The sequence below is a fragment of the Gordonibacter sp. RACS_AR49 genome (assembly GCF_030418435.1).
In the GTDB taxonomy this organism is placed as follows: Bacteria; Actinomycetota; Coriobacteriia; order Coriobacteriales; family Eggerthellaceae; genus Gordonibacter; species Gordonibacter urolithinfaciens.
The window spans coordinates 328,637-342,128 of sequence record NZ_JAIUDM010000003.1; the positions used below are offsets into that span (position 1 = coordinate 328,637).

General features: G+C 65.9%; 10 protein-coding genes. 6 read left to right on the plus strand and 4 right to left on the minus strand.

Features of this window, described 5'->3' with window-relative positions; translation table 11 throughout:
• The first annotated feature begins 52 nt into the window (after nt 1-52).
• Nucleotides 53-2,305: a response regulator gene (locus LB310_RS09000; protein ID WP_301154945.1), complete on the plus strand. Its 2,253-nt coding sequence runs from the start codon at nt 53-55 to the stop codon at nt 2,303-2,305.
• A gap of 91 nt (nt 2,306-2,396) precedes the next feature.
• On the opposite strand, the gene LB310_RS09005 is transcribed toward LB310_RS09000, so the two are convergent.
• Entirely contained in the window at nt 2,397-4,352 is a 1,956-nt protein-coding gene (locus LB310_RS09005; RefSeq protein WP_087191681.1) for a fructose-1,6-bisphosphatase, read from the minus strand.
• 205 nt (nt 4,353-4,557) lie between these two features.
• Nucleotides 4,558-4,899 carry an arsenate reductase family protein gene (locus LB310_RS09010; RefSeq protein WP_278806104.1) on the minus strand — a complete coding sequence of 114 codons (342 nt, stop codon included), beginning with the start codon at nt 4,897-4,899 and terminating at the stop codon, nt 4,558-4,560.
• A 118-nt stretch (nt 4,900-5,017) separates the two neighbouring features.
• Between LB310_RS09010 and LB310_RS09015 the strand changes: the two genes are divergently transcribed.
• Nucleotides 5,018-5,467 (plus strand): N-acetyltransferase, encoded by a 450-nt coding sequence (locus LB310_RS09015; RefSeq protein ID WP_278806103.1) that lies wholly within the window; start codon nt 5,018-5,020, stop codon nt 5,465-5,467.
• Here LB310_RS09015 and LB310_RS09020 read toward each other — a convergent pair.
• The gene (locus LB310_RS09020) at nt 5,464-5,814 is read right to left on the minus strand and encodes a TIGR04076 family protein (RefSeq protein ID WP_278806102.1); all 351 of its coding nucleotides are present in this window, start codon (nt 5,812-5,814) and stop codon (nt 5,464-5,466) included. The genes LB310_RS09015 and LB310_RS09020 overlap by 4 nt on opposite strands.
• A gap of 115 nt (nt 5,815-5,929) precedes the next feature.
• Between LB310_RS09020 and LB310_RS09025 the strand changes: the two genes are divergently transcribed.
• The gene (locus tag LB310_RS09025; RefSeq protein WP_278806101.1) at nt 5,930-6,274 is read left to right on the plus strand and encodes a helix-turn-helix domain-containing protein; all 345 of its coding nucleotides are present in this window, start codon (nt 5,930-5,932) and stop codon (nt 6,272-6,274) included.
• Nucleotides 6,275-6,651: 377 nt separating this feature from the next.
• Nucleotides 6,652-8,808 (plus strand): Tex family protein, encoded by a 2,157-nt coding sequence (locus LB310_RS09030; RefSeq protein ID WP_278806100.1) that lies wholly within the window; start codon nt 6,652-6,654, stop codon nt 8,806-8,808.
• 25 nt (nt 8,809-8,833) lie between these two features.
• Here the strand turns inward: LB310_RS09030 and LB310_RS09035 are convergent, their stop codons facing one another.
• On the minus strand, nt 8,834-9,832 hold the full coding sequence (locus LB310_RS09035) for a VanZ family protein (RefSeq protein ID WP_278806099.1): 999 nt from the start codon (nt 9,830-9,832) through the stop codon (nt 8,834-8,836).
• Nucleotides 9,833-9,995: 163 nt separating this feature from the next.
• Between LB310_RS09035 and LB310_RS09040 the strand changes: the two genes are divergently transcribed.
• On the plus strand, nt 9,996-12,518 hold the full coding sequence (locus LB310_RS09040; protein ID WP_278806098.1) for an excinuclease ABC subunit UvrA: 2,523 nt from the start codon (nt 9,996-9,998) through the stop codon (nt 12,516-12,518).
• Between the two features lie 103 nt (nt 12,519-12,621).
• Nucleotides 12,622-13,233 carry an ATP-binding protein gene (locus LB310_RS09045; RefSeq protein WP_278806097.1) on the plus strand — a complete coding sequence of 204 codons (612 nt, stop codon included), beginning with the start codon at nt 12,622-12,624 and terminating at the stop codon, nt 13,231-13,233.
• Nucleotides 13,234-13,492: the final 259 nt, after the last annotated feature.

The following is a 13,492-nucleotide window of genomic DNA, read 5'->3' on the forward strand; positions in this document are numbered from 1 at the left end:
CGCGGAAGCGCGTGCCTCCGCACCTGAACGCGCGCGTAGAGGGGACAATGCTATGAAGCAGAACGCGAACGCATCGGTCTGGCTGCCGAGGGCTATCGCCGTTATCCTAGCCGCCCTGATGACGCTGTTCTTCGCGATCACCATAAACAACATGATGACCCTCGGCGCCGAAACGGACCGGACAAAGAACGGCCCCTACCCCGTGTCCGTGGCAGCAGGGCGCGTGGAAACGCTGCTCGTGCAATGCCGGACCCTTGCAGACCGGCCGCTGTTCACGCGCACGGACAGCGCCATCAGCGACATCGAGCGCTCCTACGCCGTAGCTGACGCCGATTTGCGCGAGAAGCTGTCCTTTATGGCAACGGCACACGAGTCCGACCCCGAAGCCGCCCGCAAGCTTGAGCAGGGCTACGAATCGCTCGACGTCGCGCAACGGGAATACGTCGCCTTGTGCCGCAACGCCGATGTAACTGACGAGGAGATCGAGGCCTATGTGGACGGGATCATCGACCCCGCCGTCGAAGAGCTTCTGCGCATAGACGCCGGCATCTTGGACGAGTCGACCGAGTCGGTGGAGCAGCTCTATGGCATCGTGAAAGAAAGGGGGCGGCAGACGGTAGGCTGGGCGGTGGTGCTCATGGCAGGAGTAACCGTGTCGCTGGCGGTGTACCTCACGCTCATGTACCGCAACCGCATGCGGGAAGGCCGCCTCAAGGCCGACCTGCAGGAGGCGCTCGCCCTCGCGCAGTCCGCCAGCGCGGCGAAATCGCAGTTCCTCTCCAACATGTCCCACGACATCCGCACCCCTATGAACGCCATCGTCGGACTCACCGCCATCGCCAAAACCCACCTGCACGAACCTGACCGCATAGCCGCCTGCCTCGACCGCATCCAGTCCTCCTCACGGCACCTCTTAAGCCTGATAAACGACGTGCTCGACATGGGCAAGATCGAAAGCGGCAAGATCGTGCTGAACGAGGACCGCTTCAGCTTTCCCGAATTCGTCAACGGCGTTATCGCCATCGTCCAGCCCCAGGCCCGCGCGAAGAACCTGTCGCTCGACATCACCGTGGGCACCATCCAGCAGGAAACCGTGATCGGCGACTCCATGAGAATGAACCAGGCGCTCATCAACCTTGTCAGCAACGCCTTGAAATACACGCCCGACGGCGGATCGGTGCGCCTTTCCCTAAGCGAGGGGCCGTCCCGCCGCCCCGGCTGTCGTGACTACCGCTTCGTGGTGCAGGACACGGGCCTGGGCATGTCACCGGAGTTCATCGAGCGCCTGTTCGACCCCTTCGAGCGGGAGGAAAGCGACATGACGGAGCGGATCGAGGGCACCGGCCTGGGCATGGCCATCACGAAGAACGTCGTGGATATGATGGGCGGCTCCATCGAGGTGGAGAGCGCTTTGGGCAAGGGATCGACCTTCACCATGACGGTCCCCCTCGCCCCGATCGACGAGGAGGAGGACTTCTCGCTCGCAGGGCTGGAGTCTGCACGCGTCCTCCTGGTAGACGACGACCGGGATGTGGTCGAAGGAACGCTGCTCATCCTAGACGAGCTCGGCCTTTGCGGCGACGCAGCCTCTTCGGGCCTCGACGCCGTGCCGCTGGTCGCGCGTGCCCATCGCGAGGGGCGGGACTACCGCTTCATCATCGTCGACTGGGTCATGCCGGGCATGGACGGCATCGAGACCATCCGGCGCATCCGCTCGGAAGTGGGAGACTCCACGCCCATCGTATTGCTGACAGCCTACGATTGGCGCGAGATAGAAGACGACGCACGCGCCGCAGGCGTGTCGGCTTTTGTATCGAAACCCCTGTTCAAATCGCGCTTACATCGCGTTCTGAAGCATTTCTCCCACCCGGACGACCCGGCCGAGGACTCCTGCGAGCCAGCCGAGGCGCATGTTGAGGGACGCGTGCTGCTCGTAGAGGACAACCAGCTGAACCTCGAGATAGCCTCGGAGCTTATTCGGCGCATCGGCGCCGAAGTCCACCAGGCGAGCGACGGGCAGAAGGCCGTAGATGCCATGGCGAACGCTCCCGAAGGGTATTACGACCTCGTGTTCATGGACGTGCAGATGCCCGTCATGGGCGGCATCGAGGCAACCCGCGCCATACGCGAGCAGGAGCGCGAGGTCGGGCGAAAGCCCGTTCCCATCGTGGCCATGACGGCCAACGCCTTCAACGAGGACCGAGAGCGTGCCCTCGCAGCCGGCATGAACGGCTTCATGACCAAGCCCATCGACACGGCGAAGCTCAGGAGGATCCTCGAGGAATACCTGACAAATCCCCTATAGGCAGACGCAGGGCGACGAGGAACGGAGTCAGGGAGGGGGAGGTGCGCGACGGCGCCAATACGCACCACGCCCCCTGCTGCGCGCCGCTCCCCTACATGGCGCCTTCTGCGATCTCGCCGGTGCGATACGCCTCCAGCAAGCGTTCAAGCTCCGCGATCTGCCGTTTGAGCTCGGCTCCGTTGTCGGTGTCGGCCACGAGCGTGCGCTTGTCCGGCTGCTCCACCACGCTGCGCGACGAGTGGATGTCCAGCTCGTTCACCACGGCGGCGCGCGCCGACGAGAGCGGCTCATGGGCGGCCAGCACGAAGCCGTACGAGTTCGAGATGAGCGTGTAGCCGGCGATGCCCGTGGTGGGCTGGTAGGCTTTCGAGAAGCCGCCGTCGATGGTAAGCACCTTGCCCCCGCACTTCACCGGATCCTCGCCGTCCTTCACCTTCACGGGAATATGGCCGCACACGATGCGCGAGGTCTCGGGGTCCATCCCGAAGTCCTCGAAGACGCCGGCCATCACGCGCTCGTCGTCAAGGTAGGTGTAGAACGGGTTCTTGACCTCCTTGCGCGCCTCCTTCTCGGCTATGAGGTACAGCTCGAACGTGGCCATCTTGCTCTTCGCGAACAGGGGCGACCCCTCGCCCAGCCACATATACCACAGCAGGTCGCGGCCGCGCTTGCGCATCTCGGGGTCGGGGTCGTAGAACGCCGCGCGCACGTAGCGCTCCATGACGTCGTAGAGCGCGCGCCCCTTGTACTTCTGGCCGAACACGTCCGTCTCCCTAAGCGAGCCGTCGGCGTTCAGCGGCACGCAGGCGTGGAACAGCAGGCTGCCGTTGTACACCTTGTAGAGGCTGCCGGCCTCCAGGAAGAAACGCATGTGGCGCTGCAGCTTCTCGCAGCCCGTGAACGCCTGCTCCAAGCGCTGCATGACCTCTTCCTCCTCGGGCGTGAGGCGGTAGGGGTCGTCCGGGTTCACCGTGGGGAACACCGTGTCGGTGAGCGCGTACTCCACGCCGTCCAGCATGACCGTGCCACGCTCGTGGTCGATCTTGTCCAAGAGCTTGCGGTCTGCAAGGCCGAATCCGGGATTCTCGTCGATGAGCTGCGCCTCCACCTTGAACTGGATGATGGCCATGGCCTTCTGGATCTTCACGTTCATCTCCAGCTCCTGCGGCGGCAGGTCCGGGTTGCCCTTGAGGCCGAACGCGACGCACGGGTCGTCGGCGTATGCGCTCGTCGCGAACGCCGCGAGCGGCAGGATGTTGATGCCGTAGGCGTCTTCCAGTATGGACAGGTTGCCGTAGCGCGCGCAGTTGCGCACCACGTGCGCGATGCAGCCGCGCTGGCCGAGCGCGGCGCCCATCCACACGATGTCGTGGTTGCCCCACTGGATGTCGAGCGAGTGGTAGCCCATGAGCGTGTCCATGATGACGTCAGGGTACGGCCCGCGATCGTAGATGTCGCCGATGATGTGCAGATGGTCGATGGCCAAACGCTGGATGAGCAGGCACAGCGCCTCGATGAGCGCGCCCACGCGGTCGGTGCGGATGACGGCGTCGATGATGGCCGCGTAGTAGGCCTTCTTGTCGGCGCCCTGGCTGTTCTCGGTCATCAGCTCCTCGATGATGTACGCGAAATCGCGCGGCAGCGCCTTGCGCACGCGGGAGCGCGTGTACTTCTGAGCGGCGCGCTTGCACACGGCCACGAGGCGCGGCAGCACGGTCTCGTACCATGCCTGCGGGTCGTCCACTTGGGACAGCACCAGCTCCATCTTCTCGCGTGGGTAGTAGATGAGCGTGGCCAGCGAGCGCTTCTCGGCCGCGCTCAGCGTGTCGCCGAACACGTCGTCGATCTTGAGCCTGATGGAGCCCGAGCCGTTGCGCAGGATATGCGAGAACGCCTCGTACTCGCCGTGGATGTCCGAGGCGAAGAACTCGGTGCCCTTCGGCAGGTTCAAAATGGCGCTCAGGTTGATGATCTCCGCCGAAGCCTTGGCGGCGGTAGGGAACGACCGCGAGAGAAGTTCCAGGTACCGCTTTTCCATCGCATCCATATAGGGCCTCCTTGTGGGTGTTGCCGCGCTTGCACGGCCCTATGGTACCCGCATCAGGCCCACACCGGACGAAGCGACACCGAAACGGCGCGATTATTCGACGGAAGCGCTGAAGTCCGACTCCCGGACGGCATCCGGACAACGTAACGAAGATCACGCGAGCGACGCGCACGGCGTGTCGCCGCCGTACTACTGCTCCGGCGGGCTACTCCCACCCTTTCCACACGTCGGGCGCGTAGCCCACCGTGGCCTGCTTGCCGTTGCGCACGATGGGCTCGGCCAGCACGTGCTGGTTCTCCAGCAGCTTGTCGAACTTCTGGTCGGGCGCGAGGTACGCGAGCAGCGCCACCGTGTCCTGGTCCTTCGCCTTGGGGTCGACGAGCGCGTCGATGCCGCCCACCGCTCGGCGCACCGACTCCAGCTCGCCCTTGCTCATCCCCTTCTCCGCAAGGTCGATGAACTGGAACTTCACCCGCCGCTCCTTGAAGTAGCGCTGCGCCTTCTTCGTGTCGAAGCTCTTCTTGGTGCCGAACACCTGGATGTTCATCGCCTTCGCCTTCCGCTCGCTCGCGTGCGCGCGCCGGGAAACCAGACGCGTCAGCCCGCTATAATGCCTCTTTGGGATTATCTCGCCTGCGATTCTAAGACACGAGGAGGAGCCTTATATGGAACTCGCCGAAATCCCCGAAAGCGACAGAGCACAGCACCTCGACCTGCTGCTCATCGCCGACGAGTCGGCGGACATGATCGAGCGGTACCTGCACCGCGGCGATCTGCTGGCCCTCATCGAGGACGATGAGGCGCGGGCGCTCTGCGTGGTGACGCAGGAAGAGCCCGACGTGTTCGAGATCAAGAACATCGTCACCGTGCCCGAGCACCAGCGCAAGGGCTACGGGCGGCGGCTCATCGCGCTTGTCGCCGAGCGTTACCGGAACCGAGGGGGCTGGCTCCTCGTCGGCACGGGCGACGTGCCCGGCATCCTGCGCTTCTACGAGCGGTGCGGGTTCGAGCGCTCGCATGTCGTGGAGAACTTCTTCGTCGACAACTACGACCATCCCATGTACGAGGAAGGCCACAAGCTCATGGACATGGTGTACCTGAAAATGCGCCTCTAGCGCACCGGATCGTAGTTCAACTCGGCGGGAATGTCGGTGGCCTCGAGCTTCATGATGACGGGGCGCAGACCGTCGTTGCAGCTGACGATGGCGCGTCCGGGCACGCGCATCCAGTCGTCGAAGTAGAACGTGAAGTCGCCGCCGCCGTGGGCGAGCGCGAACACGTACTGGTAGATGGCCTTCCACGCCTCATCGCAGAAGCCCTCGGGCTTGGCGTAGTCGGCGAGGAACACCTGGCCGGCCTTCATCATGGGGCACGGCGCGAGCCCCTCGGCGCCGTACTCGGCAGCCAGCTCCTCATCGAACGTGGTCTTCAAAACGGTGATCCTCACCTTGGTCATGGCCATGGCGCATCCTTTCGCGAACATCGTCCTTTCTTTGCCGCCTCTCGTTATACTGTATGGGACGACCGCAAAGGAAGTACGGTCTTTTAGAACAGGTACTATCCCGAAAGGAAGCGCTATGAGCATGAAGCCCTACGAGGGAAGCCTCTCGTCGCTCGCCGACACGCCGTTCGGCTACACGCTGTCGATGATCGGCGGGAAGTGGCGGCTCGTGATCATGTACTGGCTCGTGGAATGCGAGACCATGCGCTTCAACGAGCTCAAGCGCAAGATCGGCCGCATCACCGACAAGACGCTCAGCAGCCAGCTCAAGGCCATGGAAGCTGACGGGCTTGTCGTGCGCACCGAGTACCCCCAGATCCCGCCGAAGGTGGAATACCGCCTCTCCGAGAAGGGCAAGTCGCTCTACCCCCTGATGGAAGCCATGTGCGAATGGGGACGCGAGCACGACACTTTCTATTAGGGTAGCTACTGCGGTCGCTCCGCTTGCTCGGCATGACAACATGTCGATCTTGCCTTAGCACCGATACGGGCTTCTGGTCACAGTTTTGGCCGCTCTGAAGCCTTTTCGTGCGCCCAGAGTTCGGTTTCGACGGCCGGACGGCTGTCCTCTGCGTGTTTGCGCAGGTCGCGAATTGCGCCGAAGCACCTGCTAACCGCCGAAAAGCTTCAGAGCGGCCAAAACTGTGACCAGAAGCCCGCGATTCTGCGAAGGACCCCAACACGGGGTGCCAGACAGCGCAGCCAAGCTCGTCCAATCCCACGCAGAGGTAGCGGGGAGAGTCGCGCTATAATGCAAGGCCGACGAATCAGCCGCTCGAGACCTCAGGAGTTCGCTCCATGCCCACCATCCAAACCACGCTCGCGTGCGAGCTCAACCTGACCGCGGCGCAGGTCGCGGCCGTTATCGCCCTGGTCGACGAGGGCAACACCATCCCATTCATCGCCCGCTACCGCAAGGAGGCCACGGGCGGCATGGACGACGCCCAACTGCGCGCGTTCGACGAGCGCCTAGCCTATCTGCGCAACCTCGAGGCCCGCAAGGACGAGGTGCTGCGCGCCATCGACGAGCAGGGCAAGCTCACACCCGAACTGCGCGCGAAGATCGAGAACGCCGCGGTCATGCAGCGCGTGGAGGACCTGTACAAGCCATACAAGAAGAAACGCGCCACCCGGGCGTCGAAGGCGCGCGATGCGGGGCTGGAGCCCCTTGCGCTGCTCATCCTGGCGCAGGGCCGCTCCGACAAAACGCCGCTCGACCTCGCGGCCGGGCTCGTGAACGCCGAGGCCGGCTTCCCCACGCCCGAGGCGGCGCTGCAGGGCGCCCAGGACATCGTGGCCGAGGTCATCGCCGACGACGCCGAGCACACCGAGGCCCTGCGCAGCTTCACCAAGCGCACCGGCGCGCTGGCCGTGGAAGCGGTCGACCCGCAAGAGAAGACCGTCTACGAGGCGTACTACGACTTCTCGGAGCCGCTCTCGCGCATCCCCAACCACCGCGTGCTCGCCGTGAACCGCGGCGAGAAGGAGGGCAAGCTGCGCGCGAAGGTGCGCGTGGACGCAGACGCCGCCATCGAACAACTCGAGCGCCGCGTGGTCAGGAACCCGGCAAGCCCCTTCGCCCCCGTGCTGCGCGAGGCCGCGGCCGACGGCTACAAGCGCCTCATGGCCCCCGCGCTCGACCGCGAGATGCGCAGCCTCCTCACCGAGCGCGCGCAGACCGACGCCATCAAGGTGTTCGCCAAGAACACCGAGAGCCTGCTTTCGCAGCGCCCCGTGCGCGGCGCGCGCGTCATCGCCATCGACCCGGGCTACCGCACCGGCTGCAAGGTGGCGGTGCTCGACGAGTACGGCAAGCTGCTCGACTTCACCACCGTCTACCCCACCCCGCCGCGCAGCGAGGTGCGCAAGACGCAGGACAAGCTGGCCGAGTACGTGAAGCGCCACCGCGCCAACACCATCGTCATCGGCAACGGCACGGGCAGCAGCGAGACGGAGGAGGTCGTGGCCGACCTCATCGCCAAGTCGGACGCGCCCCTGCGCTACACCATCGTGAACGAGGCCGGCGCGTCGGTGTACTCCGCCTCCCAGCTGGCGAGTGAGGAGTACCCCGACCTCGACGTCACCACGCGCGGCGCCATGAGCCTGGGCCGCCGCCTGCAGGACCCGCTCGCCGAGCTGGTGAAGATCCCGCCCCAATCCATCGGCGTGGGCCAGTACCAGCACGACCTCAACCAGGCGGAACTCGGCCGAGCGCTCGCGGGCGTGGTGGAGCGCGTCGTGAACCGCGTGGGCGTCGACCTCAACACGGCCAGCGCGAGCCTGCTGGGCTACGTATCGGGCGTGAGCGCCACCGTGGCAAAGAACATCGTGGCCTACCGCGAGGAGCACGGGCGCATCTCCGACCGGCGGGAGCTCAAGAAGGTGCCGAAGCTCGGCGCCAAGGCCTACCAGAACTGCGCCGGCTTCCTGCGCGTGACCGGCGGCGCGAACCCGCTCGACGCCACGAGCGTCCACCCCGAGAGCTACCCCGTGGCGCGCGAGCTGCTGAAGCGCGCGAAGGTGAAGCCGGAAGCGCTCGCGCGCGGCGGCGTCCCCGACATCGCGAGCCGCCTCGGCGACCTGCCCGCACTCGCGGCCGAGCTGGGCGTGGGCCTGCCCACCCTGCGCGACATCGTGGCCGAGCTGGAGAAGCCGGGCCGCGACCCCCGCGACGGCGCGCCGGAGGTGGTGTTCAGCAAGGGCATCCGCTCCTTCGACGACCTCGCGCCCGGCATGGAGCTCACCGGCACCGTGCGCAACGTGGTGGACTTCGGCGCGTTCGTGGACGTGGGCGTGAAACAGGACGGGCTCGTGCACGTCTCCAAGCTGGCCGACCGCTTCGTCAAGCACCCGAGCGAGGTCGTGGCCGTGGGCGACACCGTCACCGTCTGGGTCACCGCCGTCGACAAGGACCGCGGCAAGATCTCGCTCTCCATGGTGAAGGGGAAGGCGTAAGGGGGCGGTAGCCGCCCGTCCCCCGTCATAGGTAGTCATAGGGCATGCGGCGGGCGAAGGCGTAGAACAGGAGCAGTGCCATGGCAACGAGCGGCGGGAGCGCTACGGCGGCAGCCAGCGTCAGCACCCGCGCCACGTAGAAGGCGAGCCGCTGCCAGCCTGCGCGGGGGCGCGTCTCGCACGTCATGCGCACGAAGCCGCCTCCGAGCGTGCGGCCCTGCCGAAGCCACGGGACAACGCCCTCGAACACGACGAACACCGCAATCGCGGCCGCTCGCTCCCACCAGCTGCCGTCGGTCCACGAGGAGTCCCCCGCCGCATGCAGCACGACGCTCGCCGCTGCGAGCAGGACGACAAGGACGACCCCCATGACGGTCAGGTCGATCCAGTACGCGACGGCGCGACGCACGAAGCCGGGCCGGTCGGTCACGCGTCCCTCCCGGGCCGACTCGCTCGGCGGCAGCAGGCGCCCGGCGAGCACGGTGCCGGACCACCCGACAGCAGCGCCCATCGTGTTGCAGAACAGGTCCAGCACGTCGAACATCCGGTACGCATAGGGATACAGGCCGAACAAGCCGGTGAGCTGCGCCGTCTCAATCAGCAGAGAGGCACCGAATCCAACTGCGAGCGTCGTTGCGAACCGCCAGCGCAGCAGGCGCCCTGCGATGAAGCCGAGCGGGACGAAGAACGCGACGTTCGCCACCATGTCCGGCAAGGCGCGGACGCCGTCTTTCGCGAGGTCGTCCAAGAAGCCGAGCGGATTGAACCGCGGCTCGATGCCGTAGGTGATGCCGGGGCCGGAAGCGCCGTCGGGCAGCGGATAGAGCGTGAAGCACCCGAGTCCCAGCACGTAGAGCACGGCGAGGTAGGCCGATACCGCCGAAGCCGCGCGCAATCGCCCGTCCCGATGGTACAGGTAGGCGAGGATGGGCAGCGTGAGCACCATCGATGCGAGCGGCCAAAGCGCCACCGCCGCCGCGAAGCTCTCGCTGAATCGTCCGAGGAACTGCGCAAGGTATCCCATCTCCTCCTCCTTTCCCCGTTGTCCCGCGCGCGGGTTCCAGTATGGTGCAGCCTCCTTGCGTCGGCCTTGCCTGTCGCTTACGGCGCGCTTACTTCTTTGTAAGGCGCAGGTGGAGAAGAGCAGGCATCTCGCGACGAAACGGGCCGAGCGCTACAATAGCGGAATGGATACTTCTCGAAACATCCAACCGCCCGCTCCGTATGCGCCCGACCACATCCAGGTGCGCGGCGCCCGCGTGCACAACCTGAAGAACCTCGACGTGGACATCCCGCTGAACCAGCTCGTGGCCATCGCGGGCGTGTCGGGCTCGGGCAAGTCGTCGCTCGCGCTCGGGGTGCTGTACGCGGAGGGCTCGCGGCGCTACCTCGAGGCGCTCTCCACCTACACGCGCCGCCGCCTCACGCAGGCAGGGCGCGCCGACGTGGACGAGGTGCTCTACGTGCCCGCCGCCCTCGCGCTGCACCAGCGTCCGAGCGTCCCCGGCGTGCGCAGCACGTTCGGCACCTCCACCGAGCTCTTGAACAGCCTCCGACTCCTGTTCTCGCGCGTGGGCAGCCATGTGTGCCCCAACGGCCACCGCGTGCCGCCCACACTCAACGTGGCCGCCGAGCGCCCCATCACGTGCCCCGTCTGCGGCGTGGAGTTCTTCGGCCCGAGCGCCGAGGAGCTGGCCTTCAACGGCGACGGCGCCTGCCCCGAATGCGACGGCACCGGCATCGTGCGCACCGTGGACGAAAACGCCCTTGTGCCCGACGAGTCGCTCTCCATCGACGAGGGCGCGGTGGCGCCCTGGGGCACGCTCATGTGGGACCTCATGAAGCAGGTTGCGCGCGAGATGGGCGTGCGCACCGACGTGCCGTTCAACCAGCTCACGCCCAAGGAGCGCAACATCGTGTTCCACGGCCCCGCCGAGAAGAGGCACATCCTGTACAAGGCGAAGAAGTCCGACACCTTCGCCGAACTTGACTTCACCTACTACAACGCCGTCTACACCGTGGAGAACGCGCTGGCAAAAGTGAAGGACGAGAAGGGCCTGGCGCGCGTGGCGCGGTTCCTCAAGCAGGGCACCTGCCCCGTGTGCCACGGCACGCGCCTGTCTGCGGACGCGCTGAAACCGCAGGTGGCGGGCATCAACCTGGCCGATGCCACCGAGAAGACGCTCGGCGGCCTCGCCGGTTGGGTGGACGCCGTGCCGGGCGGGCTCGCCCCCGAGATGCGCCCGATGGCGCGAAACATCTGCGAGTCGTTCCAGCACACGGCGCGCCGCCTCGTGGACCTGGGGCTGGGGTACCTCTCGCTCGACCGCGCGGGCTCGACGCTCTCCACCGGCGAGCGGCAGCGCGTGCAGCTGGCCCGCGCCGTGCGCAACCGCACCACCGGCGTGCTCTACGTGCTGGACGAGCCGTCCATCGGCCTGCACCCCCTGAACGTCGACGGCCTGGTGGAGGTCATGCGCGACCTTCTGGCCGACGGCAACTCGGTGGCCATGGTGGACCACGACGCGCGCATCCTGCGCGCGGCCGACCATATCGTGGAGATAGGCCCTGGAGCGGGCGCCGCGGGCGGGCGCGTGATCGCGCAGGGCTCCGTGGCCGAGATCGAGGCCGACCCCGCCTCGCTCATCGGGCCGTTCCTGTCGGGCGCGCGCACCGTCTGCGTGCGCGACCGGGCAGATGCGGACGACGTGTTCGCCCACGGCCGCATCCATCTGGAGACGGACGCGCTCCACACGGTCAAGCCGCTTGCCGTGGACGTTCCCCGCGGCCGGCTCACCGCCGTCACCGGCGTGTCGGGCTCGGGCAAGACCACGCTCGTGCTGGAGAGCCTCGTGCCCGCGCTGAAGGCGTGGGCCGCCGGCGAGAGGCCGCCCGCCCACGTGCGCGCCCTCGAGGCTGCAGGCATCGAGCGGGCGAACCTCATCGACGCCTCCCCCATCGGCATCAACGTGCGTTCGACCGTGGCCACCTACGCGGGCGTGCACGACGAGCTGCGCCGCGCCTTCGCTCGCACGCCGGACGCGAAGGCGGCGGGGCTCAAGGCGGGCGACTTCTCGTACAACACGGGAAAGCTGCGCTGCCCCGTATGCGACGGCACGGGCTCCATCAGCCTGGACGTGCAGTTCCTGCCCGACGTGGACATCACCTGCCCCGCCTGCCGCGGCTCGCGCTACGCCCCCGAGGCCGATCGCATCCGCCGCCCGCACGCCGACGACCCGGTGGACCTCGTGTCGCTGCCCGACCTCATGGCCATGAGCGCGAGCGAGGCGCTGGCCGCCACCTCCGACCTCAGGAAGGTGGCCGCGAAGCTGCGAACCCTCTGCGACCTGGGACTGGGGTACCTCACCCTCGGCGAGGCCACGCCGGCGCTTTCCGGCGGCGAGGCGCAGCGCCTGAAGCTGGCCAGCGAGATGAAGCGCACGCAGGACGATGCCGTGTTCGTGTTCGACGAGCCCACCATCGGCCTGCACCCGCTCGACGTGCGCACGCTGCTGGAGGTGTTCGAACGCCTGGTGGCGCAAGGCGCCACCGTGGTGGTGATCGAGCATGACCTGGACGTCATCGCAAACGCCGACTACGTGATCGACCTCGGCCCCGGAGGCGGCGCGTCCGGCGGCCGCATTGTCGCCGCCGGCACGCCCGAGGAGGTGGCCGCCAACCCGGACAGCGTCACGGGAAGGTACCTGTAGCGACACACGGTAAAGCCAATCGCAAGGTATACCTTGCGATTGGCTTCATTCTTGGTAAAGTATAAGGTATATCTTACACTCTTCCATCTTCGATACCGTTCTTTTGAACGATGTCGCACTCCGTCTGGGAATCCGCGATATCGCGCTGCTCGAACAACTCGTCACCTATCTATTCTCCACTTCGGGCAACCTGTTCTCCACGCGCAAAGTAGTAGGAGCGCTCGTCAGTTCGGGCCGAAAAACATCCGCGGAAACGATCGATAACTTCATCTCCGCACTTGAGAAATCTTTCATCCTTCATGGCGTCGAGCAATCGGGAATAGCAGGTAAGCAGGTTCTCAGTCCATTAAGGAAGTTCTACCCCGTCGACACAGGACTCCGCAACCTGTCAACGAGGTTCTCACCCCGCGACCTGGGATTTCAGTTAGAAGACGTAACGCTTGTCGAACTTCTAAGGCGCGGATACGATGTACGGGTGGGGGCCGCCGAGAAAGCGGAAGTGGACTTCGTTGCAAGCAGGCATGACAAGCGGATCTATTTCCAAGTGTCGGAAACCATGCTCGACAACTCCGTTTACGATCGCGAGCTTGCACCGCTTCGAGCTATCCAAGACTCGTTCCCGAAGATGGTTCTCACGCTTGACCGCTTCCGCACCGGCACAACCGAAGATGGCATCCATATCGCCAACCTCATCGACTGGCTCCTTGATCGCTGAAATTGCAGCGAAGAGACGACCTCTTCGCGGCGGGATCTACTCGAGCCGACCGTGCAGCTCGTCGAGCACATGAAGCCCCGCGGGCGGAAAGTATCGCAACCTGGCAGCATCTCGACCGACACAACACCCGTGGCAACCGTGATAGAATCAGCAAGGAGAAACGGAGCTCCCGCTACCGGGCCATCGAGTCGTTCACGCGCGACATCGAGGGTCGCGACGGCTCGGCGATGGTCGACCTCGTCGCCCATCGGCTGGAAGA

Coding starts and splice junctions, on each gene's coding strand:
- LB310_RS09000 (WP_301154945.1), top strand. CDS start 53: ATGAAGCAGAACGCGAACGCATCGGTCTGGCTGCCGAGGGCTATCGCC.
- LB310_RS09005 (WP_087191681.1), bottom strand. CDS start 4,352: ATGGATGCGATGGAAAAGCGGTACCTGGAACTTCTCTCGCGGTCGTTC.
- LB310_RS09010 (WP_278806104.1), bottom strand. CDS start 4,899: ATGAACATCCAGGTGTTCGGCACCAAGAAGAGCTTCGACACGAAGAAG.
- LB310_RS09015 (WP_278806103.1), top strand. CDS start 5,018: ATGGAACTCGCCGAAATCCCCGAAAGCGACAGAGCACAGCACCTCGAC.
- LB310_RS09020 (WP_278806102.1), bottom strand. CDS start 5,814: ATGGCCATGACCAAGGTGAGGATCACCGTTTTGAAGACCACGTTCGAT.
- LB310_RS09025 (WP_278806101.1), top strand. CDS start 5,930: ATGAGCATGAAGCCCTACGAGGGAAGCCTCTCGTCGCTCGCCGACACG.
- LB310_RS09030 (WP_278806100.1), top strand. CDS start 6,652: ATGCCCACCATCCAAACCACGCTCGCGTGCGAGCTCAACCTGACCGCG.
- LB310_RS09035 (WP_278806099.1), bottom strand. CDS start 9,832: ATGGGATACCTTGCGCAGTTCCTCGGACGATTCAGCGAGAGCTTCGCG.
- LB310_RS09040 (WP_278806098.1), top strand. CDS start 9,996: ATGGATACTTCTCGAAACATCCAACCGCCCGCTCCGTATGCGCCCGAC.